At 37.0% G+C, this 26246-nt stretch carries 21 protein-coding genes; 16 read left to right on the forward strand and 5 right to left on the reverse strand.

Annotated features, from left to right (window positions below):
* Positions 1 to 11: 11 nt before the first annotated feature.
* The 4 genes from icmH to tssH are packed head-to-tail and all read right to left on the reverse strand — an operon-like array spanning position 12 to position 6030.
* Complete coding sequence (icmH, locus tag F994_RS04760) at positions 12 to 818, reverse strand: type IVB secretion system protein IcmH/DotU (RefSeq protein ID WP_004648999.1); 807 nt, start codon at positions 816 to 818, stop codon at positions 12 to 14.
* An 11-nt stretch (positions 819 to 829) separates the two neighbouring features.
* Positions 830 to 2194: a type VI secretion system baseplate subunit TssK gene (tssK, locus tag F994_RS04765; protein WP_004649000.1), complete on the reverse strand. Its 1365-nt coding sequence runs from the start codon at positions 2192 to 2194 to the stop codon at positions 830 to 832.
* A 5-nt stretch (positions 2195 to 2199) separates the two neighbouring features.
* Complete coding sequence (tssA, locus tag F994_RS04770) at positions 2200 to 3312, reverse strand: type VI secretion system protein TssA (RefSeq protein WP_004649001.1); 1113 nt, start codon at positions 3310 to 3312, stop codon at positions 2200 to 2202.
* A 33-nt stretch (positions 3313 to 3345) separates the two neighbouring features.
* Positions 3346 to 6030 (reverse strand): type VI secretion system ATPase TssH, encoded by a 2685-nt coding sequence (tssH, locus tag F994_RS04775; protein WP_004649002.1) that lies wholly within the window; start codon positions 6028 to 6030, stop codon positions 3346 to 3348.
* A 416-nt stretch (positions 6031 to 6446) separates the two neighbouring features.
* On the opposite strand from tssH, the gene F994_RS04780 reads away from it, so the two are divergent.
* The 11 genes from F994_RS04780 to F994_RS04830 all read left to right on the forward strand — a co-directional run bounded on the left by F994_RS04780 (position 6447) and on the right by F994_RS04830 (position 20102).
* Complete coding sequence (locus F994_RS04780) at positions 6447 to 7115, forward strand: hypothetical protein (RefSeq protein WP_154649940.1); 669 nt, start codon at positions 6447 to 6449, stop codon at positions 7113 to 7115.
* A gap of 15 nt (positions 7116 to 7130) precedes the next feature.
* Positions 7131 to 7634 (forward strand): type VI secretion system contractile sheath small subunit, encoded by a 504-nt coding sequence (gene tssB, locus F994_RS04785; protein ID WP_004649005.1) that lies wholly within the window; start codon positions 7131 to 7133, stop codon positions 7632 to 7634.
* Positions 7627 to 9111, forward strand: coding sequence for a type VI secretion system contractile sheath large subunit (tssC, locus tag F994_RS04790; RefSeq protein ID WP_004649006.1), 1485 nt, complete (start codon positions 7627 to 7629; stop codon positions 9109 to 9111). The genes tssB and tssC overlap by 8 nt, the downstream gene beginning before the upstream one ends.
* 51 nt (positions 9112 to 9162) lie before the next feature.
* On the forward strand, positions 9163 to 9666 hold the full coding sequence (locus F994_RS04795; RefSeq protein WP_004649007.1) for an Hcp family type VI secretion system effector: 504 nt from the start codon (positions 9163 to 9165) through the stop codon (positions 9664 to 9666).
* 85 nt (positions 9667 to 9751) lie between these two features.
* Entirely contained in the window at positions 9752 to 10228 is a 477-nt protein-coding gene (gene tssE, locus F994_RS04800; RefSeq protein WP_004649008.1) for a type VI secretion system baseplate subunit TssE, read from the forward strand.
* 11 nt (positions 10229 to 10239) lie between these two features.
* Positions 10240 to 12048, forward strand: a complete 1809-nt coding sequence (tssF, locus tag F994_RS04805) for a type VI secretion system baseplate subunit TssF (protein WP_004649009.1) — start codon at positions 10240 to 10242, stop codon at positions 12046 to 12048.
* Complete coding sequence (gene tssG / locus F994_RS04810; protein WP_004649010.1) at positions 12012 to 13013, forward strand: type VI secretion system baseplate subunit TssG; 1002 nt, start codon at positions 12012 to 12014, stop codon at positions 13011 to 13013. The genes tssF and tssG overlap by 37 nt, the downstream gene beginning before the upstream one ends.
* A complete protein-coding gene (locus F994_RS04815) occupies positions 13010 to 14440 on the forward strand; it encodes a hypothetical protein (protein ID WP_004649011.1) in 1431 nt (476 codons plus the stop codon). Before tssG ends, F994_RS04815 begins: the two co-directional genes overlap by 4 nt.
* A gap of 62 nt (positions 14441 to 14502) precedes the next feature.
* Positions 14503 to 18321: a type VI secretion system membrane subunit TssM gene (tssM, locus tag F994_RS04820; protein ID WP_004649012.1), complete on the forward strand. Its 3819-nt coding sequence runs from the start codon at positions 14503 to 14505 to the stop codon at positions 18319 to 18321.
* A 48-nt stretch (positions 18322 to 18369) separates the two neighbouring features.
* Positions 18370 to 19329 carry a type VI secretion system-associated protein TagF gene (gene tagF, locus F994_RS04825; RefSeq protein WP_004649013.1) on the forward strand — a complete coding sequence of 320 codons (960 nt, stop codon included), beginning with the start codon at positions 18370 to 18372 and terminating at the stop codon, positions 19327 to 19329.
* Positions 19330 to 19349: 20 nt separating this feature from the next.
* The gene (locus tag F994_RS04830; protein ID WP_228128034.1) at positions 19350 to 20102 is read left to right on the forward strand and encodes an OmpA family protein; all 753 of its coding nucleotides are present in this window, start codon (positions 19350 to 19352) and stop codon (positions 20100 to 20102) included.
* A gap of 176 nt (positions 20103 to 20278) precedes the next feature.
* Here the strand turns inward: F994_RS04830 and pcaU are convergent, their stop codons facing one another.
* Positions 20279 to 21103 (reverse strand): IclR family transcriptional regulator PcaU, encoded by an 825-nt coding sequence (gene pcaU, locus F994_RS04835; protein WP_004649015.1) that lies wholly within the window; start codon positions 21101 to 21103, stop codon positions 20279 to 20281.
* Between the two features lie 282 nt (positions 21104 to 21385).
* Between pcaU and F994_RS04840 the strand changes: the two genes are divergently transcribed.
* From F994_RS04840 to pcaD, 5 genes are all read left to right on the forward strand, one after another.
* Positions 21386 to 22072: a 3-oxoacid CoA-transferase subunit A gene (locus F994_RS04840; protein ID WP_004649016.1), complete on the forward strand. Its 687-nt coding sequence runs from the start codon at positions 21386 to 21388 to the stop codon at positions 22070 to 22072.
* Positions 22073 to 22090: 18 nt separating this feature from the next.
* The gene (locus tag F994_RS04845; RefSeq protein ID WP_004649017.1) at positions 22091 to 22741 is read left to right on the forward strand and encodes a 3-oxoacid CoA-transferase subunit B; all 651 of its coding nucleotides are present in this window, start codon (positions 22091 to 22093) and stop codon (positions 22739 to 22741) included.
* A gap of 133 nt (positions 22742 to 22874) precedes the next feature.
* Positions 22875 to 24077 (forward strand): 3-oxoadipyl-CoA thiolase, encoded by a 1203-nt coding sequence (gene pcaF / locus F994_RS04850; RefSeq protein ID WP_004649018.1) that lies wholly within the window; start codon positions 22875 to 22877, stop codon positions 24075 to 24077.
* Between the two features lie 19 nt (positions 24078 to 24096).
* Entirely contained in the window at positions 24097 to 25455 is a 1359-nt protein-coding gene (gene pcaB, locus F994_RS04855; protein ID WP_004649019.1) for a 3-carboxy-cis,cis-muconate cycloisomerase, read from the forward strand.
* On the forward strand, positions 25452 to 26240 hold the full coding sequence (gene pcaD / locus F994_RS04860) for a 3-oxoadipate enol-lactonase (protein ID WP_004649021.1): 789 nt from the start codon (positions 25452 to 25454) through the stop codon (positions 26238 to 26240). The genes pcaB and pcaD overlap by 4 nt, the downstream gene beginning before the upstream one ends.
* Positions 26241 to 26246: the final 6 nt, after the last annotated feature.

Raw genomic sequence — 26246 nt, forward strand, 5'->3', positions numbered from 1 at the left:
TTTTATTTTCTTTATGGTAAATGAATGGTGATATAGGCTTGTTCTATAGGTGGACTAATAATATTTTGATATTTAGAAAATGCCTGATCATTTTGTTTTAAAAGCATAAAATTTAAGCCAATAAATGACAATAAAGCAAAAAGTACCAAAAATATTAAAATCCAAAAAAATGGTAATTCACGATGAATAATATGTTTAATCTGATCAGGTAAAGCTGAAAATGGAGAAAAAGCGGGCTTCTTACCTTTTAAAAAGTCAATTTCATCACTGATACGCATCACCAGATGATTTAGATTTTCTATAGACTCTATGCGGAATTTGCCATAGAAGCCAAGTAACATACAGTAATGAAAGACTTCTAAAGCTGCTAGCCTATCTTTGCCTTGGCTACGAAGAAATTCTAAAATTTCAAAAAAACGATAGCCTGCGAGTTGTGAACCGAAAAGACTTAATTGTAATGGACTAATCATCCAATTATTTTGTAAATCAAAGAATTGAGCACTTTGTTGAGTAACGATTGTTTCATCAAGTAAGGCGCAGTAGGCATATTTCGCATCATGAATATCATTAGCCGAAAATTGTAGCTTTCGTGCTTGATTTTCAAAATGATTTAATAAGTTTAAAATTTTATCCCGAAATTCATCCACATTAGATGGAATATATTGCTGCTTCAATAAAAAAACAATATAGAAACCATCATGTAATAAATCAATAAGATTGGTTGCACTACTCATTTTTGATTGTGCCGAAGTAGGGTTTAAGCCTATACCAATTAGTCCATCCTCAAAAAGTGAATGTACCGTATTATTTATATTCATAGCGTGCTTCCTTAGCTATTGATCACCGCAATCAGTTCAATTGAAATATCTTGGAAACCTGCTGGCACATAAATGCAAATCGATTGTGCATCGAGCATTCGTTGGTACAACTCATTATTGGGTTCAATTTCAAAGTAGCTCACTCCAGAACGAATTGGAATTGCGGTCGGGACTTGCATTAAGTGCTGTAAAGGAATGACAGGAAGTGCTGCAACAACACGTTGTTCAACATCCACTGAGTTGCCGACTTTAAAACGAAGTGGTACCAATTGAATAAGGTCATGAGACTTCATCATGCCACTTGAAACTGCAATATAAAGTCGAGTGTCTCGCGTAATTTTGTCGGACTCCAGACTTCCTAGCCAATAGGACGGTTTAACTTCTTTTAAAGCGATACTGATATAGCGATTTGAAATAATGGTATCGAGTAAATCGCGTAAAATAAGATCTAACTGTGAAAAACTTTCTTGTAAATGATGATGCTTATAAACAGGGAGTTGGTCGACTTCATAGGCAGTAGAAAAGGTAAGCAGCGATCCCGTTAAACGTAATAATTCAAAAAACAACCGTTCCGGATGAATGTGTGGATATTTCAGAAGATGATTCAATGTTGCATGTGCTGTATTTAAGGCATTGACCAACCAAAAAGAAACAATATCTCCTGAACGAAACTCAATAATTTTTTGTTCATTTTCACGATTATTGGTTTGAATGGTTTTAATTTTGGCTTTAATGACATTTAAGGTCCGTTTTAACGCTGAAATCAGTGTTTCACATGCTTCAATGTGCAAAATCGGTGGAATAAATTTATGATCTAATTCAAAACTGCCTGAACTTTGACGTTTCACTTTAGCCACTGGCAAATATAAAAAACCATCTAATTCATGATTTGGTTCAATACTGGATTCAAAGATTTTAAATTCTGCACGGCGCCTTAATAACGTGATATCCGCTACCGTTGCATCGGTAAATAAATCATGGGTTTCTGTTAAATGTGAGTGATAACGGCTGGGTTTAACACTTTCATCATAAGAAACATTTTTTTTATGAGGTTGAATAATCGGTAAAGCCAAATAGACCGTCATTTCACCACGTAGATTTAAATCATCAAGCTGAATCGGATGGGGTAATAAATCACGTGCAGGCGCTTGGTAAATCTCACCATCTTGCCAAATCATCTCCACTTTTTCTAAAGTCAAAACATGGGTGCTTAATTGCACTTCATCAAATACAATCGATTGCACGCCATACGAAAATGGAATGGTTGCACGAATGGTATGATTCAAGCGCTGTTCATGATAGGCATCTTGTAATTGAAAATGTTGTGGACGTAAAAATAAACCTTCGCCCCAAAGAATTTTTTCTGCTTTAAACATGAACTTTACCTATTGTTATTTGTGTCATTAATATTTTTTTGTACACCCAAAAGCTCATGGAGCATTTCTAACGGATTTTCATCTTTAATTACTTGCGCCAACCATTCATGTAGTGGAAGCTGATTCCATTGAATGGTTTTTTGTAGCATGTAGCTGACAGGGCTATGCGGTTCATTGATTTTGAAATAATCGGCAATCTCTTGTAAAACCTGCATAGCTTGTTCACGATTTGCCAAATGATTTTGAGCCTGTAGTTGAAAGTTTTGTGGTTTTGTTGTGACTACTTGATCAAGAACTGTTTGAATCGTTTCGGCAGGCATGGCTGTAGCAAGATTAGGCGTAGACTGATTTGACACAATCTCTTGCAAGCCGAATGCATCTGTTTTATATAGTTTTTTTAAAATACTATGGATAGACTCCAATTGTGAATCTATCGATGAAAAACTAGGTGCATCTATCTCCATTAAGCTATTCAGTACATTTTTTAAAATATTCCATTGATTTAAAATTTCTAAAAAGTCCTGATAATTTTGATATTGAAAAGATTTTGATGTGTTAATCAGGGCTTGTTCAAATTGCTCAAGTGATGCATTCACTTGTACTTGATCTTCAGTCTGTTTACGGCGTAAATTTTGTTGGTGCAATAAGCCCTCATAATCAATTAAACAATAAAGGGGTGAAGCATTTACAATTGGAATATTTTTAATTAATACAGGTAATTGATTAATTAACCCTTGTAACAATCCCAGACGTTGATCTAGATCATCATCTTCAATTTCAGGATGTAATAATGTCCAAAAATGACTTAAGCTACGCTGAGTAAGTTCTAGACTTTTTGCGATACCTTGAAAACCGTATAAGTTTGCCCATGCTTCCATTAACCAACTGTATAACCGAATATCTTTGGTTTTCTCAGTTAATAGCTCAATGGATTTCGCATTGACAAACTGCCAATCGGCCAATTTCGGCTCCTCAATCCAATCACCTTGATCTAGCAAGGGATCATCTTGAGATTTTGCTTTTTTTATTGCATGAAATTCATTTGAAAATGAACAGTCCATTCCGCAAGGGGCTTCATCTGAGATGACTTTTAATAATGATTCGAGCTTTACACTCATATTATGCCTTTATAATATGTTAAAAATTTTAAATTATGCTTCTATAGCTTTGATTTTATGATTGCTACGTTTTTTTATACTTTTTACAACAGAATCAAGTTGATAGACGATCTCATCGGCCTGAACATCAATAAATATTTGTTTTGGTAGTTTTTGTTCTGCTAAGCAAACTAAAATTTTCGTTGCTAAAGCAGGTAATACTGAAGAATTCAAAATATTATCTACATTACGTGCACCGCTATCGACTTCAGTACAACGGCTGAGCAGTAATTCAACCAATTCTTCACTGTAAGTGACTTTGCTGGCATATTGTTTTTCTAAACGAACGGTAATTTTAGCTAATTTATGCTTAATAATACGTACCAGTAAATCATCATGTAAAGGGAAGTAAGGTACAACACGCATACGACCTAAAAATGCAGGTTTAAATTGTTGATATAAACTTGGTTTCAATTGATCGATGAGTTTTTCGGCGATTGGCCATTCCTGAACAGGTGAATTTAAACAAACCTGCATAATTGCATTTGAACCAACATTAGAAGTTAAAAGAATGGTGGTGTTTTTAAAGTCGATTAAACGACCTTCACCATCTTCGAGCATGCCTTTATCGAAAATTTGATAAAATAATTCTTGAACATCACGATGCGCTTTTTCAATTTCATCTAACAAGACAACACTATATGGATTACGACGAACAGCTTCAGTTAAAACACCCCCTTGACCATAACCAATATAACCCGGAGGCGCTCCCTTTAATGCTGAGACCGTATGTGCTTCTTGATATTCAGACATATTGATCGTAATTAAGTGAGATTCTCCTCCATATAACGTATCAGCAAGTGCCAGCGCTGTTTCTGTTTTACCTACGCCACTGGGGCCAACCAATAAAAATATACCTTGTGGTTTATTCGGGTCTTCAAGTTTTGCTTTAGATGTTTGAATCCCTTGTACAAGTTGATGTAACGCATAATCTTGTCCCATCACACGTTCAGCAAGTTTATCTTGCAAAGTTAAAATTTTCTTGATTTCATCACTGACCATTTTCCCTATAGGAATACCGGTCCAATCTGAAATAATTTCATTAATTATCTGTGCATTGACCCGTTCAAATACCAGCGGTGTCGTTCCTTGTAGGGCAGCCAATTGTTGACGTAAAGCACTAATGGCTTGTTTATCTGGATTTGAAGCATCAACTGACTGATCTTTTTGTATATAAAATTGAATTTTTTGAACAAGTTCTAGTTCAGATTTCCATTGTTTTTCAGTATTGGTTATTTCAGTAGCTAAAAGTTCAATTTTCTGGCGTAACGCTGTTAAACGCTCATGATGAATGGGGCGATTTTTATGTTCATTGTCTAGAATTTCATGTTCAAGATGTAAGTTATATCGTTGCGCTTGTAGATGATCTAACTTTATCGGTTGAGCATTCTGCGTTAATGCAACACGAGCAGCCGCAGTATCCAATACGCTAATCGCTTTATCTGGAAGTTGTCGTCCAGTTATATAGCGGTGAGAAGACTGTACCGCTGTAATAATCGCTTGATCATCAATTTGTAAATTAAAATGATTTTCCATGACAGGAATCATTGCTCGTAACATATCAATAGCAACAGTTTCAGTCGGTTCCTCAACTTTAACCACCTGAAAACGCCGACTTAATGCCGCATCTTTTTCAAAATATTGCTTATATTCAGCCCATGTTGTTGCAGCAATAGTACGTAATTCACCTCGTGCTAGAGCAGGTTTAAGTAAATTTGCAGCATCATTTTGCCCAGCCTGTCCACCCGCACCAATTAACGTATGTGCTTCATCAATAAATAAAATAATAGGATGACTTGAACTTTGAACTTCTTGAATCACTTGTTTTAAACGATTTTCAAATTCGCCTTTAACACTGGCACCTGCTTGTAACAAACCCATCTCAAGGGTATGTAAATGCACATTTTTTAAAGCATCTGGAACTTGATTGTTGGCAATTTTAAGTGCTAAACCTTCAACAACAGCAGTTTTTCCGACACCAGGTTCACCCGTTAGAATCGGATTGTTTTGACGACGGCGCATTAAAATATCCAGTAGCAAGCGAATCTCAAATTCACGACCAATCACAGGATCAATCTCACCATTTTTAGCTTTTTCAGTTAAGTTACTGGTAAATTGATCTAGAGCAGGTGTTTTCTTTGAAATTTGTTCTGATGACTTGTTGTCTTTTGTTGGATGATGATTATCCAAAACTTGTTCAGATTGATGCTCAGTACTGTGTAAACATATCTCTAAAAAATGATGTTTCATGGTATCGATAGGGAATAGGTCAAACAAACTTGAAGCACGCCCTGCAATTTGATAAAGATCAGAAGCCGTCAATAAAACAACCAACAGATGACCACTTCGAATAATGGGTTTCTGTTCAGCTGAAGCCAATAACCAAGCTTGTTCTAATAAGTGAATAATTGATTTGGCAAAGATTGGAGTACGGTTATGACCTTTCGGTAATTGTGCAATACTTTGTTTCAAGTCATCGATTAAACCATCAGTCGAAATTTTGTATTTTGCTAAAAACAGCTGCAAATCATTTTTTGAAGTTTGCTGTAGCAATTCTAAAAAGAAATGTTCAATTTCGATTTCATAATTATGTTGAGCTATACAGCTGTTGGCTGACTTTTCCAGTGCCATTCGGGCACAAGAAGATAATTTTGTAATCAAAATTTTTAAATTATTCATATGGCACTCGCTCTTCTCAAAGAACAATTAATTTTTATTGTATTTTCAGCACTTAATCATTTTTAATTTAATTTTTATTAAAAACAAAGATTTATATTTTTATGTGTGAAAGCGTTTGGCGTATTCTACACATTTTTCCGAAAAAACAAAAAATATATATGATCTATTTTGGCGTTTTACATACAAAAACCACAAAATAGGTCGAAGAATGACAATTATTGTTAATTTTTTTGTTGACTTAGTAGGACTATTTTTTGTTAAATTCGCAGCGTTGATTTGAAATTATAAAAATTGAAATAAAACTGAGCAAATCACCCATGTGATTTAACTCATATTAATAATTAAACTTAAAATAATTAAAGTAGAGGCTGGCTTTGAATCAAAGTATATTTTTTATCTCCGTAATTGTAATGATCATGGTCAGTCAGTTTACATTTGCGGATGAAAATCGAATTGAGCTTAAAAAAGGATGTATTAAAGATTATCCTTTGGTTGCTGATGAAACAGATCCAGACTTACTCAATATTTATAGCCAAATTTGTGATAAAAAGAATAAGAAAAACATTGAATTAAAGAATGAGCTATTTATTCAAGCTGCACAAAAATTTCAACAATTGGGTAAAAATCTAAAAGCATTACAATTGGTAGATAGTTTGCGCAAGCAAAATATTCAGCATACAGCACTTACAGATGTTACTTTTCTGGCAGGAGTAGGCATTGCTCAAAGTTCTTTACAACATATGCGTAATAATGAATTGCGTTATTTAAGTCCTGAAATGACCTATCCAGCAGCAAAACAATTCTCAGAAAGTATTCGTACATCGCTAGGAATACTCGATGCTTCAGCGTCTAAAGTTGAGATGCAAAGTATGACAAAGAATAAAAAATCAATAAAAGAAACTTCAAAAAAGCTTTCTTTATCCCATTATTCAAGCAATAAGAAAACCCAGCTCAGCCGAGCAAAAAGCATTAATCCACCGCCAGTAAAAACATCGGTAAAAACCGCTACTGCTGCAATAAAACCACAAAATACAACTTCAACAGCTTCGGGTTCTAGCCCATTTTCTTCATTTAAAAATAACTAAAATAGGAGCATATTCATGGCTAAACGTGAAAGTGTGCAAAAAAAATTGCAACGAATCCGTCCACCTCGCGTACAACTAACTTATGACGTGGAAGTTGGAGACGCTAAAGAAATTAAAGAGCTACCCTTTGTAATTGGTGTGTTGGGTGACTTTTCTGCGGCTTCTGAATTAGAAAAAACCAAATTAAAAGATAAAAAATTCATCAATGTCGATTTAGATAACATTGATGAAGTCATGACCTCTCTTGCACCCCGTGCAGCTTTTCAAGTGGAAAATATGCTTACGGAAAAAAAGGGATCTCTAGCAATAAATTTAACCTTTAATGGCATGCAGGATTTCCGTCCAGAAAATGTGGTTCTACAGGTGGATCCGTTACGAAAATTAGTTGAAGCACGTGAACGATTAACAGATTTGCGTAACAAAATTTCAAATAATGAACGCCTTGAAGACTTGCTTGATGAAGTTTTACAAAATACCGATCAAGTGCGTAAGTTGAGCGTGGAGGCCGAACATGAATAATTTACATGCTGGGACTGCGACCCATATCAATGATGTTAAAGAATTTACTTTGCTTGACAGTATTGTTGAACAAAGTCGTATTGCACGTAATGATGAAGAACATCATCGGGCAAAAAGCCTTATTGCAGAATTAGCCAAAGAAGTCATGGAGGGAACGATTGTTGTTTCTGAAAATATGACGCTATCTATTGATAAGCGGATTGCGGAAATTGATGCTTTAATTTCTAGTCAATTAAGTCAGATTATTCATCATGAAAAATTTCAAAAAATTGAATCGACATGGCGTGGTTTGTATTATTTCTGCCAAGAAACGCCATCCCATTCTTTAATTAAAATTCGTATGTTAAATACAACTAAAAAAGAGCTGATTAAAGATTTTCAGGGGGCGACAGATTTTGACCAAAGTAGCTTATTTAAAAAAATCTATGAACAAGAATATGGTTCATTTGGTGGTGCACCATATGCCAATTTAATTGGTGATTTTGAATTTGATCGTACACCATCAGATATGTATTTATTGGAACAAATTTCCCATGTTGCTGCCGCAGCACATGCGCCCTTTATTTCTGCGACAAGTCCCAATATGCTTGGGCTAGAGTCATTTACGGATATTGATCGACCGCGTGATGTTTCAAAAATATTTGAAACGGCAGAATATGTGCAATGGCGTTCATTTCGTGAAAGTGATGATGCCCGTTATGTCGCATTGACTATGCCACGGGTATTAGGACGTCTGCCATATCATCCTAAAGATGGTACACCGACGGAAGGATTTAACTTTGTTGAAGAAGTTTCAGGTCAAAACCACGATGAATATTTATGGATGAATGCGGCTTATGCTTTTGCTACACGTTTAACCAATGCCTTTGATATGCATGGTTGGTGTGCGGCCATTCGGGGTGTGGAAGGTGGTGGCTTGGTTGAAGGTTTACCTGTTCATACCTTTAAAACCAATGATGGCGAAGTGGTTTTCAAATGCCCAACTGAGATTGCGATTACTGATCGCCGAGAAAAAGAACTCAGTGACTTAGGTTTTATTCCACTGGTTCATTGCAAAAATACCGATTATGCAGCGTTCTTTGGTGCTCAATCGACACAAAAACCGAAGAAATATGATAGTGATACAGCAAATGCCAATTCTGCTTTATCCAGTCAAATTCAATACATTATGGCTGTTTCTCGTATTGCACATTACTTAAAAGCCATGATGCGAGATAAAGTCGGTAGTTTTGCTTCTGCTGGAAATATTGAAACATTTCTAAATGAATGGTTATCACAATACATTTTGCTAGACGATGGAGCCTCTCAAGAAGCGAAAGCACAATATCCACTTCGCGAAGCTTCTGTAAAAGTTGTAGAAAACCCAGCTCAACCTGGGCATTACAAGTCAGTGGTCTTTCTCAGACCACATTTTCAATTGGATGAGTTATCCGTTTCTTTACGACTCGTTACTGAGTTACCTCAGTCCTCTCATTAAGAAGAGTGCAATTTTATAATAACTTTAAATTAAAATAGGAAAATCAAAAAAATGAAAGACATATATGTACAATTTCGAGGCAAATATAAAGTTGATGGAGAATCGCGTGATACTGAGCACAAAGATTGGTTAGAAGTTAACTCTTGGGCACACAATATGCGTCAACCCAAATCAGCAACATCATCCAGTGTTGGTGGTCATACGGCGGAACGTGTTGAACATTCAGATATGATTTTTGTTAAAGATCTGGATGCGACCAGTCCAAAACTTTGGGAAGCGTGTTCAGCGGGTTATACCTTTGATGAAGTCCAAATCGATTTTTACCGTGCGAATGGTGATAAGCGGATTAAATATCTTCAAATCAAATTAAAACATGTGCTTGTTTCTAACGTCATACCGACTGTAAATGAAGAAGGTGTACCCACTGAATCATTTGGTTTGAAATATGCAGCAGTAGAATGGACTTATAATCAACAAGATATTAACGGTACGCAAAAAGGTGCTGTGACTAAAAAATGGTCACTTTCTAATAATACGGCATCATACGCTGCATAATTTTGTGACAAAAACAGTGTGAAAAAAATAGTGGTTAACAACGCTTAGCCACTGTTTTCTATTTTGATCTTAAAATAAGTAAAATATGAATTTAGACCAATTATATCCTTACGGCTTTAGAACAACGCTATTTGACCGTTTATTACCTGAAACTGATCAAAATTATAGGGGAATCTCTCTTCAAGAATTACGGGAATCTGTAGCTTCTGATCTAGAGGATTTACTGAATAGTCGAATGGCTAAATTGGACCACTTAATTGATCAGTTTCCTTTGGCGAAACAATCCATTTTGCAATTTGGAATTATTGATTTTGTTGGGCTATCGACCGCTAATCCAAGCGATCGAGACAAAATTTGTCAATCCATTGAGCGATCGATTGCTGCGCATGAACCACGGCTTAAACAAATTAAAGTCGAGATGTTACTCGATGGTCAAAATATGGGGGCTTTATATTTAAGCATTCAAGCATACTTAAATATTCATCCTTTATTTGAGCCTGTCATTTTTGATGCTGTATTAAAACCAACAACACAACAATATGTTATTTCGGCACGATCTTAAGTGGGTTTTCTGTGATTGAAGAACTGTTACCGTATTATGAAAAACAATTACAAGAATTTGGGCAGCAATCGCGTGAATTTGCACAAAAATATCCCAAAATTGCTCAGCGTTTATCGCTTAATCAGGAGCAAATTGACGATCCGCATATTGAGCGTTTGATTCAAGCTTTCTCATTGGTGGCGGCTCGTATTGATAAAAAACTTGCAGATAGTTATGAGATTTTTACACGTTCATTATTTGAGGTGATGTTTCCTCAATACCTCAAACCGTTTCCAGCATGTTCAGTGGTGAGTTTTGAAGATATCAAGAAAATTAAACAACTTAACCAAGCACATGAGATTCCTCAATCGACAACATTAAAATCACGTAGTTTTAAAGGGGTACAATGTGAATTTACCACGACACGTTCTGTCCGATTGCTACCCATTGCATTAAGCCAGTTAAACTTTAAGACTCATCCAAGTGCATATATGCACTTAAATCAAAATGCAATATTGAGTTTAAGCTTTGAAATTTTCAATCAAAGCCACAAGCATTTAATACATGAGAAATTACCTATTTACTTAGATGCCATTTCCAATTTTCCTTTACAGGTTTTGGATAGCATATTTTATCAAAGTACCGGTTTCTCATTAAAAGTGGGCAACCAAATTATTGAAATGAATAACCCATTCGAGGTAATTGGTTTTAGCGAACAAGAAAGTTTATTGCCCATTGATCAGCATAGCCATCATGCTTATCGCTTATTGATGGAATATTTTTGTTTTGCTGAAAAATTTAATTATCTCAATCTGAATTTAAGTTTTTTAAAACACTTAAAGCAAGAGCAAAACGAATTTGAAATCTTAATTCATTTAAAGTTGAACTTGAATGATCAAGCCTGTATTCAAAATTATACAGAATTAAATCTTGCTAATTTTAAATTGTTTTCAACTCCCATCGTTAATTTATTTCATAAGCAAGCCGAACCACAAAAAATTAATCATAAACAATTGGAATATCCATTAATCACAGATATACATCATCCAGAATTTTATCAAGTCTATTCTATTCTTCAGATGAATATGATTCGAGAAAAAAGTAATCACGATCAGGTGGTTTTTCCTATTTTACCGTTTTTTGCGATGAGTCATTACCAGCAAGCCGATGTCCAATTTTTTTATAGTCTAAGCTCAACACAATTACCCAATAAATTGCTTGAAACTGGCTATTCCATTATTTCTAAACATTTATTACCACACAGTACCAAATCTGATTTTATGAGTTGTCAATTGTTGTGTTCCAATCGAGATTTACCGCATCAGGCACTCAGTCAAGCCAATAATACGCTTAACTTAAATGATAGTCATTTGGCACGGCATGCTCTTATTTTAAAAAGACCAACGCCATCTTATTCTTTTGCTCAAAATAAAAAGGAGCAATGGCGCATTATTTCTCATCTTTCACTCAATACTTTGTCGTTAATGAAAGGAGATGCCATCAGTCATATTAAGGAGCTTTTAGAGCTGTATAATTTGCCTAAATTAAAAGAAAACCATCTCATTATTGATTCTATTAAAAAGATTGATTTTTCTTTGACGCAAAAATTGATAGAAGCCAAACCTTTTCCTTTATTCGTGCGTGGCGTGAAGGTGAGTTTATCTATTGATTCACAGATTTTTAGGGGGCACAGTCTGTATATTTTCACTCAACTTTTAAGTCATATTTTTAGTTTAAAAGTTCAAATGAACAGTTATGTCGATCTGGTCGTAAGAGATTCAAATACACAACAGGAGTTATACCAATGCGTGCAGAACGTTGGTGGCAAGAAGCTTCTGTAATTGATGATTTGATGACAAGACCTACATCTTATGCGTTTATTCAGGTGACACGTTTGTTACGACACATACCTGATTCACCAAAAACAACACGATATTGGGCGAATGATTTTAAATTCCATAGTTCTTTAAATCTTAATTTTCCTGTTTCTGAAATTGAAACACTCAAGTTTGAAAATGAACGCATCCATTTAACCAATTTAATGGTCGGTTTAACGGGAATGCAAGGTGTTTTGCCTTATACCTATACCCATAAAATTAAACAAAGTGGTCGTCAGCAAAAAGTAGAAACCATTCATTTTCTAGGTTTATTTAATCATAAATTGACGGCGCAATATGTAGATGCGAGTTTGGCGTACCATTTACCGATACGTTATGAAATAGAAGTAGAAAATGATTATCTTGATATTCTGCATGCTTTAAATGGCTATGTGAGCTCACAACAAGAACAAGCTGAGTTAGATGATTATTTCGCGGAATTTTCAGGTCTCATGCAAGGTCAAAATAATACGGCGTATGCTTTAACGACTATGTTGAGTTGTATTTTTAAAACTAATTTTGTAATAAAAGAATTTGTTGAGGAAAAATTTCAATTAGAAGATGAACAAAAAACCTCTTTAGGCGGCTTAAATGCCAGTCTATTAGGCATAAATAGTTTTTGTGGTGAACATATTCGACAAATTGATGGAAAAATTGAAATACAAGTCGGCCCATTATCTAGAAAAGACTATCTCAGCTTTTTACCCAAGCAAAAAATGAGTCATAAACTAAAAAAAATACTCTCTACTTGGTGTAGCCCAACTTTAATGGTCGATGTGCGATTAATTTTAAAAAAAGAACAGATACAGCCACTGTGCTTAGATTCTAAATCAGAAATCGGTTTAACGCAGGGGGCTTTTTTAAGGTCAAAACCTGCTGTCGAACATAACTCCGAAACATGTTATGCATTATTGGGGGATATTTTATGATTAAACTCCTGATTGGAACTTTTAGTAGTAGCTTTATCCTCATCAGCATGGCGATTATTTATTATTGGCGCGATATTCAATATGATCCATCGAGTATAGATTTAATCGCATATTTTATTTTGTTACCCGCAATATTCTCTTTAATATTACTTTCGCCATATCTAATTTATCGGGCTTATCAATATCAAAAAAATCGCAAAGAAACACAACAACAAGCGCGATTACAACAGCAAAAATCTGACCAGCTTGAACAAGAAAAAAATAATGTAAAAACTGATGCTATTCAATGGCTCGCTTTAAATGTTTTTTCTTCGTTTGCGGTGAGTGCATTGGGTGAAAATGAGACCATTCTTGAGCAGATGAAAAAATTTAGCAGTCCAGAATTGGATGTTAATTTGACCAATGCTTATGGTTTACCTGTTCTATCCTACAGAATTACAGCGCTTGATGATGATTTGCAACAATCGCAATATGATGACGAGATTGATTTGGATCATGCTCGTATACAGCGAATAAAAGCTTTAATTCAGCAGCAATTAGAGCAACAAACTGAAATTTTAGGGCAGCTGGCTGAACATTTAAAAAAATCTGCACTTTTTTATGATGTTGAACTTGCCTACCAGTATCGTATACATCCTGCTTGGGTCATTTCAGATGGTCAAAAAGATGATCAGAAAGGTGATCAATATGAGAGTTTTGAACCGCAAGTTGAACAAGTCTCACGCTTAAATTGCTTGAATATCCATGTTTTATTGGCAGACAACTTATTCCCTATATGGGATGAAGCTTCTAGCCGTGAGATGTTGCTTCAATTTATGCAATCAATGGGCATTCTTTCGCAGCAGATCCAGATTAAACATCATTTTATTGCTCAGCAAAGTTCATATCAGGATTGGTTGAATTTATTGGAGCAGATCTCAACCCAGCCGTATGAAGTATCGTTGGTGATTAATGTCGATTCTGAAATTGATCAAGCATGGATTAATGAACAAATGTGGTTAACCGAACATTATTTGGCGGCAGAATTTTCCTCGAGTTGGTGTATTGCGGCTCAAGATATACAAATGAATCATATCGAGGTGATGAAGACGCTGAAAGTTGCATTAAATGCTGATGATTTATCAAACTTTTTCTATCAGATGATACCCAGTCATGTAGAACAGACAGAACAAACTGATCCTTTTATTTTGCTGTTAGATGATGCAACCGATATTAAAGTCATCAAAAAAACAACTCAAGTATTTGCACAGACATCGGTGGATACACATCATTTTTTATATCCCAAACAAAGTTTTGGAGATACACAGTCATTAGCAAAAATCTTTAGCTTTATGTTAGGCGTGCATTTATCAGAGGAGCTGACTGCAATGATATATAGTGCCGATCAAGCGTCAACGTATGCTTTTTTTCAAGCTGATCCTGAATAAAATCAAATTAAAAATAACGTATTTAAAATATTCATAAAAATTAAGAGAATAACGAGAATCACATGTTTTATACCATTTTAGGTTATGTCTGGCAGTATGTAACGAATCCTAAAGCTATTATTGCACTGTCTTTTTTAGTCGCATTGGTTTCCTCATATAGCATTATTCCCCGAAACGTTTTTTGGGTTTTGCTCACAGCCTACATTTTGGCTTTAATTGGTTGTGCTATTTATTGGTTGATTCAACAACGCCATCATTCCAAACAAGGTGAAGTACTTGCTGAAGCGATTAAAAATAATATGCATACGGAAGATGCGAAGCAAAAAGACAAAGATGAATTACAACAGATAAATCAACAAATTAAACAATCTATCCAATTGATTCGTAAATCTAAACTGGGCGATAAAAAGGGTAATGCTGCCTTATATGAATTACCTTGGTATATGGTGATTGGTAATCCTGCTGCGGGTAAAAGTTCCGCTATTTACCATTCAGGACTGAAATTTCCATTTGAAGAGTCACATCAAAAAATGGTTTCGTCTGGATTAAGTGGCACTCGAAATTGTGATTGGTTTTTCTCAACGGAAGGTGTCTTGCTGGATACAGCGGGGCGTTACTCGGTCTATGCTGAGGATCGCTCAGAATGGTTAGGACTTTTGGGTTTATTAAAGAAAAGTCGTCCTAAAGCACCCATTAATGGCCTAATTGTGATTGTCAGTATTGCAGAATTGATGAGCCAAAGTCCTGAAAAATCCATTAAATTGGCTAAAAATTTAAGAGCACGTATTCAAGACTTAACCGAACATTTAGAAATTTTTGTACCGGTTTATTTGGTATTTTCAAAAATGGATTTAATTGCAGGATTCACTGAATTTTTTGAATGTTATGAAGTGAATGAATTTGATCAAGTTTGGGGAACAACATTAACTTATGATCCAAACTCTGCAAATAATGCGGTAGAGCTGTTTGAACAGCATTATTCTGCTTTATATGATGGTCTAAAAGGGGTGAGTAGTACTCACTTGAGTCGACGTTATACTCAAAATATTTCACCCAGTGTAATGACCTTTCCTTTGGAGTTTAAGAGCTTAAAGCCCGCACTTAAAACATTTATTGGAACATTATTTGAAGAAAACCCATATCAGTTCAAGCCTGTATTTCGTGGTTTTTATTTTACCAGTGCCTTGCAAGAAGGCGTCATTGAAAGCCCAATGACGGAACAAATTGCACAGGATTTTCATTTATCCAAGAGTGTGACTAATGAAAATGCTATCCCGACCAATTCTATTTCACAAAATCATGGTTATTTTCTTAAAGGTTTATTTTCAGAGGTCATTCTGAAAGATAAAAATTTAGTCAAACAACATATTAATCCTAGGCGCAAAAAAAAACGTTATCTTGCATTTATGACGGCATTGTTAGCTGTCTCGATTATTTTAAGTGCATGGGTTTGGTCATATCGTAATAACCAGCAGTTGATTGCTGATGTTCAAGCAGACTTAGACAAAGTCGTACAATTAGAAAAACAATCAGGGCAAGAATTATCAACACAACTGAATGCCTTGTTAATTTTACAAGACCGAATGCAGCAATTGGATCAGTTTTCTGAAAATCGCCCGATGAAATTTGGCTTTGGTTTATATCAAGGCAATGAATTACGTGAAAAATTAAAAACGGAATATTTAAAGGGGGTGAAGCACATTATTTTACAACCCGCTCAACAAAATATTGCTCAATATTTACAACATATTAAAAATAATGCAGCGACGTTAAAAGCCAATCATGTCAATGTGGAAATTAAACAAGTTGCTAAAAATCAACAATATTTAGAGCCTTCTGAAACCAGCCCACAAGATGCTTATAATGCTTTAAAAGCCTATTTGATGATGAGCAATCCACAATATATGGATTCAAGTCATTTAAGTGATCAAGTGACACGTTTTTGGCGTTCTTGGTTAGATTCGAATCGTGGGCAAATGCCACGTGGCGAGATGCTGCAAAAAGCAGAGCAAATTCTATCTTATGCGATGATTCTAGCCAATGATCGTCAGTTTCCATTACTTGAGTCGGATACATTGCTTGTCGATCAAACTCGTCAAGTTCTAGTATCTATTATTCAGGGTATACCCGCACGTGACCGTGTCTATAATGAAATTAAAATGCGTGCAGCTGTTCGATTTCCTGCACTTACTATAAAACAACTGGTCGGTCAAAATAATCAGAACACCGTACTTGGTAGTTATGCTTTGCCCGGTATATTTACCTATAAAGCATGGTCTGAACATATAGAAAAAGCGATTGATGAGGCGGCAAATCGCCCAACAGATAGCAAAGATTGGGTTTTAAACAGTACACAATCGGATGACCTGACTTTTAGTGGTAGCCCAAATCAAATTCGTAAGCAATTAACAGAATTGTATAAGCAAGAATATATAGCGGAATGGCGTAAATTTTTAAATGGCATTTATTATGCAAAAACCAATGATTTCAAACAACAAGCGAAAAATATTGACGTTTTAGGCGAACCTGAAAATTCGCCTATTCGTTCTGTGATGAATCGTATTGCCAAGGAAACCAGCTGGGATAATCCTATCGTTCAAGCAGATTTGGCTGCTCCTCAAACGGGTTTTGTCGCATGGTTTAAACGTAAAATATTAAATAGCGATGAATCTAAAATGACCCAACAAGCATCGAATCAAGCACAGGGAGTGATTTCAACAGAATTTCAGATGTTCTACCAAATGGTTCGTAAACGTGATGATCAACAGAATAAATCATTGCTCGATGAATACATGCAATCCATTGCACAAGTCCGTAGCAAGTTCAATGATTTAAAAAGTGCAGGGGATATTGGTCCTACAGCCATGGCTTTGGTTAAGCAAACCATTAATGAGCAAAATTCTGTCTTTAATGGTACACAAAAATTAATTGATGAGAAAATGTCTGTTGGATTGAATGAAATTGATCAACAGTTATTACAAAAATTATTGATGAGTCCACTCACCCACTCATTCAATAGTTTGTTAATTCCAACACAGGATGAAATCAATAAATTATGGACGATACAGGCCAATCAACCCTTTACACATAATTTAAGTCAAAAATACCCTTTTAATTCTTCTGCGACATTACAAGCAACAAGCAATGAAATTGGACAAATTTTGGGTGAAAATGGCAGTATTGCACGCTTTGCTAAAGATCATCTTGATCCATTGGTGATTCGTCGAGGCTATAGCTTAACGTCTAAAACATGGAAAGACTTAGGCATTAGCTTAAACCCTCAATTTGTTATAAATTTCAAAAATTATGTTGCGCCCAGTAATGGAATGGCAACAGGAGAGCTCAATCAAACAGCGACTCCAACAGCAGTCAATCAATCAAATTTCCAGTTTTATCCATTAGAAAATGCTCAATTACTTGCTTATACCATTGATATTGATGGTCAACGTATGGTCTATGAAAATGGAATCCAACAATGGGTAAATTTTGTGTGGCCAAATCAAGGGGCTATTCCGGGTGCGCGTATTACCGTCATCGATTTAGAAGGGCAGACACACACGATTTTTGATGAACCGGGTGAATATGGGATTAATCGTTTAATTGATAGCGCACAGCGGACTCAACAGAGTAGTCATTTTGAGATGGTTTGGAAAAATCAACAAAATCCTAACTTAGCTGTAAAGGTAAATTTTCGTTTAATCAGTGGTGCTTCGGATCATATTGGTTCTAGTCGTGGCTATATTGGAATGCGGTTGGTTGATCAAGTGGTAAATAATAACTCGGTTCGTGTTGTTGCAGCACAAGCTGCACCTGTGCCTGCTACAGCCGTTAAAACAAATGCGGCCTCTGTATTCGCTGATCTAAATGGAACTCGCCCATGATTTATAAAAGATATGCAATAAGACAACAAAAAATGGGGGAGAATTGTGATGTATAAAATAAAAACTTTTCCACTTTATTATGGTAAATGTCCTGCACATGGAGATTTTTTAAAGACACGTGGTCAGTCGACTTTAATTCAATTAATGGATCAATGGATTACTGAAGCACTCGAATATGCCATGCAATCGCCAGATTTTAGTAGGGTTTATTCAAAACTACCTGCATTAGATTTTTTTATTGCCAATCCTCAAGAAACCAAGTTTTTGGTGGCAAATTTGATTAGTAGCAAAGATAGTTCAGGCCGCCAATTTCCGATGCTCCTGAGTCATTTACTAGAGGTAAATACGCCATACGAACATATTTTGTATGCACCATATAGCTACAAACAGACATTAATTAATCTATTGCAGACAAATCAGGTGATACATTCGATACACGATCCTGATATTTTGCTAGACAAATTGAGTAAATTAAGTAATGAAATTCAGATATTTACCCATATAGAGAGTGCTAAATTTTATGAATATCATACGATTCATTCATTCTCTCAATTGATGAAAGTAAGTGCTTATGAACTTTCTCAAACTATGATTGGATTAGGTTTGTTGCTACAACCTGTTATTCAACAAGGGACCACTCGATTAAAAAAAGTACTTATTTTACCCATTAATAATCCAAGCTATTGCTATGAAATTGCTGCTTTTTGGGTCAATTTAATTAGTTATTTTATTTCTAAGCAAAATGTAGAGCTATTCATTGGAATTTTACATCGCAATTCACCAGTTTTGTTAATTGGATTTCAAGGTGCTGATATTACTGCATTAAGTGAAATATTTACTCAAGAAATGGATTCAGAGCATTGGGTTTCATTAGCAAAAGCAGATTGGGTTGATCCTTATTTAGAACAAAATGCAGGACTCGCAGCCTTAGAACAGTCCTTATGTGAGCGCCATCTAAGCTTAAATCAAGGTATTAAACTTTTTAGACACACATTTATAGCTGATTAAAAATGATTAAATTACAAAAAATGAGAAAAAAAATTAAAGTGCTGACTTTATTGAATCTTGTATCTATAAGCTCTTTGGTACTGGCTGAACCTATTGTGGTTGAAGGTGTCGTGCCAAATGAAGCCAGTAAACACGTTATTTTAAATAAAATGTATACAGTTTATGGTACGGATCAAGTTATTGATAAAATTAAAGTAAAACCAGTTTCTGCACCAAATGGCTGGAGTGATTCAGTAACTAAAATCATTACAGCAGATTTAAAGAAAGTTAAACAAGGGAAATTATCTGTACGTGCCACACAGGTCGAATTAACGGGAAAAATGTTAAATCAAAATGACATTCAACCCACCACAGCAAATTTTCAAAATATGATTCAAGCGCCATATCGCTTAAATATACAGTTGTCTGCGAGTCAAGCAGAGCAGAAAATTATTGATGATGCTTTAAAAAATAGGATTATCGAGTTTGAATCTGGAAGTGTGATATTGGCTGCATCAGGAACCAAAATTTTGGATGAAATGGCAGTTGCATTAAATAAAGTCGCTGGAAAGAAGGTTAAAATTATTGGTCATACGGATAGTTCAGGTAGTCCAGCTAAAAATTTAATCCTTAGTCAGGAACGTGCAGCCGCAGTGAAAAAGTATTTAACAGAAAAAAATGTGCCAACAGATTATTTAACGGTGGAAGGATTAGGTTCAACTCAACCAGTTGCTGATAACACAACCGTTGATGGTCGTAAGAAAAACCGTAGAATTGAATTTGAAGTTCAATAAGTTTTGTTATTCAAAATCTTAAATGTCCTGTTTTTAAATGTAAGCGTTAAGAACAGGATTTAAAAAAGTTGTTCAACTATGACCTTCTGAGCTTTACGACTTGGCATACTTTTCTTAGGATAAAAAGAGGCATTATCATTAGATAATGCCTGTCATTACAAGCGTTCAATAAATATCTAAATGACATTACGTAATTCACGTGCTGTTTCAAGAAGTAAAGGCATAATTTGCTGAACTAGATATTCTTTCGTTGTTTTGGTTGTAGGCGAAACAATATTTAATGCCGCAACGACATTGCCTTTCGGTCCATATATAGGTACGGCAAGAGCATGTACACCAAGCTCATGTTCTTCGCTTGAATAACACCAATCTTGCTCTTTAATTTCCTCTAAAATCTTTAGAAAGGTATCATTGTCTGTGCAGCTAAATTTGGTTAATCGCTTCAATGGATATTTTTCTAACCATTTTTTTTGCTCATCTACGTCTAAATATGCCAGTAAAATTTTACCTGCTGATGTTGCATGTGCTGGCAAACGATTCCCTAAATGGAGTCCATAAGGATTGACCCGATCTGTTTGTTGGTGGGCCGCACTTCGGGCGATGGTAATTGCTTCATAACCATCTAAAACCATCACTGAATAAATAAGTGATGTTTGAGTGGTGAGTAAGTTTAATAAGGGTTGGCAAATTTTAGGTAGTTGTGAACCACTTAGATAAGCACCCGAAAATTTTAATATTTTAGGCGCCAAATAGTAATAATGCCCATCAAATTCTAAATATCCCAAATACTCAAGCGTGAGTAAATGCCTACGCGCTGCTGCACGCGTCATACCTGTTTTTTCAGCAGCAATACTGATATTTAAGCGATGACGTTCAGATCCAAAACAATCTAAAATGGCCATACCTTTGCTAATGCCCGCGATAAAATCTTCATGTCGAATATTTTTTTGATTATCGGGATTTTGCAAATTTTTTTTATCTTCTAACTTAACCTCATGCATGAGTTAACCTTTATTGAGCTGATCAAACAAAATTGAGAGTAATTGAATATCTATCTAGTATATTCAAAAATTAGAATAATTGTTCGATCATCGAACCTAAATACTACAAATCGCACAAAATTGCTGTTTTATAGTAGATGTTCAATCAAAAAAAATGAAAAATAAATAAAAGGAATTCTAATGAAAACACTCGGGATTGAGTGATTCAATTTTAAGCTTATCTATTCATCCTGAGCATTAGTTTTCATCCTTATTTATGCAGCGTACAGACGGAGTTGTCTAATGATTGATAAAAGTGCTCACTCATTAACCGAAGCCTTATCCCAAATTAAAGATGGCTCCACCATCATGATTGGTGGTTTTGGTACAGCAGGTCAGCCTGCGGAACTGATTGATGGTTTAATTGAACTGGGTACTCAAGATTTAGTCATCGTCAATAACAACGCAGGCAATGGTGATTATGGCTTGGCCAAACTGTTAAAAACCGGTGCTGTGCGTAAAATCATTTGTTCTTTCCCACGTCAATCCGACTCTTGGGTCTTTGATGAGTTATACCGTGCTGGCAAAATTGAATTAGAACTGGTGCCGCAAGGAAATCTAGCTTGTCGTATTCAAGCAGCAGGTATGGGACTGGGTCCAATCTATACTCCAACCAGTTTTGGCACCTTGCTGGCTGAAGGCAAACCGACCATGCACTATGAAGGCAAAGACTTCGTTTTAGAAAACCCCATTAAAGCCGACTTTGCCCTGATTAAAGCGCATCAAGGTGACCGCTGGGGTAACTTGGTGTACAACAAATCAGCACGTAACTTTGGCCCAATCATGGCTATGGCAGCAGAGGTCACCATTGCACAAGTGTCAGAAGTGGTTGAACTCGGTGCTTTAGATCCAGAACACATCATCACCCCGGGTATTTTTGTCCAGCATGTGGTTGCTATTGGTACTAAACAACTTGAGCAATCTGCTTAATTACGTGAGGATTAAAAAATGAGCTATACAAAACTATCCCGCGATCAAATTGCAGAACGTGTGGCACAAGACATTCCTGATGGTGCTTATGTCAATCTCGGCATTGGCTTACCGACCAAAATTTCCAACTATTTACCTTCAGACAAAGATGTCTTTTTACATTCTGAAAATGGGCTATTGGCCTTTGGTCCACCGCCTGCAAAAGGTGAAGAAGATCCTGAACTGATCAATGCCGGTAAAGAATTTGTCACCTTGCTACAAGGCGGTGCTTATTTCCATCATGGTGATTCCTTCGCGATGATGCGTGGTGGTCATTTAGATATTGCCGTGCTGGGTGCCTTCCAAGTGGCTGCAAATGGTGACTTGGCCAACTGGCATACGGGTGCACCAGATGCGATTCCTGCGGTCGGTGGTGCGATGGATTTGGCCGTTGGTGCGAAAAAAGTCTTTATCACCACTGACCATGTTACTAAAAAAGGTGAACCGAAGATTGTCGCTGAACTGGCTTATCCAGCCACCGGTTTAAAATGTGTCGATCGTATTTATACCGACCTCTGTGTGATTGATGTCACGGCTGAGGGTATGAAAGTGATTGAGAAAGTGGACGGTTTGTCTTTTGAAGAGTTGCAGTCAATGACAGGTGCGAAACTGGTTGATGCGACTGTTTAAATAAAAAAGAAAGTCCCCCTTTATAAAGGGGGATTTAGGGGGATTTTTGGAATAAATCAACTTTTTAGAATCCCTCCCAACCTCCCTTTAAAAAGGGAGGAGCTTTCTCTAAATAAATTTTGAGCTGATTAAAATGAAAAATGCTTATATCGTAGATGCGATTCGTACACCCTTTGGTCGCTATGCCGGTGGTCTCTCTGCTATTCGTGCCGATGACCTCGGTGCACTGCCGATTAAAGCCTTGATGGAGCGTAATCCATCGGTGAACTGGGAATTGGTCGATGATGTGATTTACGGTTGTGCCAACCAAGCCGGTGAAGACAACCGTAATGTCGGTCGTATGTCGGCACTGCTTGCAGGTGTACCGTATCAAGTGCCTGCCACTACCGTCAATCGTTTATGTGGTTCATCACTAGATGCGATTGCCATGGCCGCGCGTGCCATTAAAGCAGGTGAAGCAGATTTAATTATTGCTGGCGGTGTAGAAAGCATGAGCCGTGCGCCTTTGGTGATGGGTAAAGCTGAAACGGCTTTTGGTCGTGCTCAGAAACTTGAAGACACCACTATGGGCTGGCGCTTTATCAATCCGAAATTGAAAGAAATGTATGGTGTGGAAACCATGCCGCAAACTGCTGAAAATGTGGCAGCACAGTTCAATGTTAACCGTGCCGATCAAGATCAGTTTGCGCTTACTAGCCAACAACGCACCGCCGATGCCCAAGCACGTGGTTTCTTCGAGCAAGAAATCATTCCGGTCACTATTCCGCAGCGTAAAGGCGAGCCTGTGGTCATTGCCAAAGATGAACATCCACGTGCCACCACGCTTGAAGCCTTAACCAAGCTGAAACCTGTAGTAAAAGCTGACGGTACGGTGACGGCGGGTAATGCCTCAGGGATTAATGATGGTGCAGCAGCGCTACTGATTGCATCGGATGATGCGATTGCACAATACGGCTTAAAAGCCCGTGCCAAAATTATTGGCGCAACCACAGTCGGGGTTGAACCGCGCATTATGGGCTTCGCTCCTGCACCTGCGATCAAAAAACTCTTGGCGCAAACGGGTTTAACCCTTGAGCAAATGGATGTGATTGAACTGAATGAAGCTTTTGCTGCTCAAGCTTTGGCCGTGACGCGTGACCTAGGCCTTGCTGATGGTTCGACACAAGTCAATCCAAATGGGGGTGCAATTGCTTTGGGTCATCCACTCGGTGCATCAGGTGCACGTTTGGTCACCACAGCACTGAACCAACTTGAAGCCGCGGGTGGAACATACGCTTTATGTTCAATGTGTATTGGTGTCGGGCAAGGCATCGCGCTCATTATTCAACGGGTTTAAGTCAAAGGATTGTCGTCTTATGAGCCACTTATATGCGAGTTTATTTTACCAAGCCGATATGACTGAAATTTTCAGTGATCATGCTTTGCTCAAGTACATGATTCAGGCTGAAGTGGCTTTGGCGAAAGCACAAGCGCAAGTTGGCGTGATTCCTGAATCTGCTGCCGCAATCATTGCCGATGTTGCCAATACTCAAGGTATTCAAGCGATTGATTTTGAAAATCTTGCAATAGCGACAGGACTCGCTGGGAATATCGCGATTCCATTTGTAAAGCAGTTTACAGCAGCAGTAAAAGCCGTTGATGAAGATGCTTCCCGCTATGTGCATTGGGGGGCAACCAGTCAAGATATTCTGGATACGGCGTGTATTTTACAAGCGCGAGATGCTTTAGACGTTGTGGAATTTCAATTGCGACATACGTATGCAGCATCACTTGAACTTGCAGAAAAATATCGTGCTGAAGTGATGATAGGACGTACTTGGTTACAACAGGCACTACCCATTACTTTCGGGCATAAAGCTGCACGTTGGGCAAGTAGTTTTAAACGTGATTTAGACCGTTTAGAGCAAATGAAAGCACGTGTACTCACAGCTCAACTCGGTGGTGCGGTGGGTTCACTGGCATCTTTACTGGATCAAGGTTCAACGGTGGTTGAAGCCTATGCAGCACAACTCAACCTGAGTGTTCCAACCTGTACTTGGCATGGCGAACGAGATCGTATTATTGAGACCGCAGGCTTTCTTGCCATTGTGGTGGGTAATACGGGGAAAATGGCGCGTGATTGGTCATTGATGATGCAAACTGAAATTGCAGAAGTATTTGAACCTACAGCAAAAGGGCGTGGCGGTTCATCAACCATGCCACACAAGCGCAATCCTGTTGCGGCAGCTTCAATATTGGCAGCAGCCAATCGTGTACCTGCACTCATGTCGAGTATGTATCAAAGTATGGTCCAAGAACATGAACGTAGCTTAGGGGCTTGGCATGCAGAATGGTTGGCTTTACCTGAAATTTTTCAGCTTTGTGCAGGTGCATTACAACGTACAGTTGAAGTGCTGCAAGGTTTAGAAGTCAATAGTAAAGACATGCAGCGCAATATAGAAATGACACAAGGGTTGATTATGGCTGAAGCTGTCATGATGGCACTCGCACCGAAAATGGGGCGTTTAAATGCACATCATTTAGTTGAAAAAGCCTGTCAGCAAGCCGTTGCTGAGCAAAGTCATTTACAAGATATCGTAAGTTCATTTACAGAAGTAAAACAGCATTTTAGTGCTGCTGAATTAACACTTATTTTTAAACCTGAATCTTATTTAGGCAATATTCAGGATCAGATTGATGCTGTGCTTAAAGAAGCAAAAGGAGAGGCAAAGTGAATAACACCATAACCAACCGACAAGGAAAAACTTTATCTATACAGGTTGATGGATCTGAAAATTTGCCTGTCATTATCTTGTCTAATTCTTTAGGTACAGATAAAGGCATGTGGGACCCACAAGCAGCATATTTTAAAGATAAATATAAAGTTGTGCGTTATGACACGCGTGGTCATGGCAAAAGTGATGTCATTGAAGACACAACCTTAGCCAATTTAGGCGAAGATGTGATCGACATTATGGATGCTTTAAATATAGAAAAAGCTCATTTTTGTGGCATTTCTATGGGAGGCATTACTGCGCTGTGGTTAGGTTTAAATGCAGCTCATCGTTTCAATAGCATTACCGTTGCCAATTCAGCAGCTAAAATTGGTCAAGTCGATGCATGGATTAGCCGTGCGGATGCCGTTGAACAAAATGGTTTGGCGGATTTAGTAAAAACAACACATAGCCGCTGGTTTAGCGAGAAATTTGATTATCAACATAATGCTTTGGCACAGCAAACGATCCAAAGCTTAGCGACTACCCAAGCGAAAGGCTATGCAAATGCTTGTCGAGCTTTAGCATATGCAGATGTTCGCCATGAATTACCCCGACTCAAAATTCCAACTTTAATCATTTGTGGTTCGAAAGACCCTGTAACCACCGTAGAAGATGGTGAATTAATTAAAGAACACGTACTGAAGGGTGAGATTGCAATTTTAGCTGCATCTCATTTATCGAATATTGAATGCCCCGATGAATTCAGCCAAGTGCTAGAGAGATTTATCGAGAAAAATCAATAGAGTAAT

The organism is Acinetobacter bohemicus ANC 3994 (assembly GCF_000367925.1).
Lineage (GTDB): Bacteria > Pseudomonadota > Gammaproteobacteria > Pseudomonadales > Moraxellaceae > Acinetobacter > Acinetobacter bohemicus.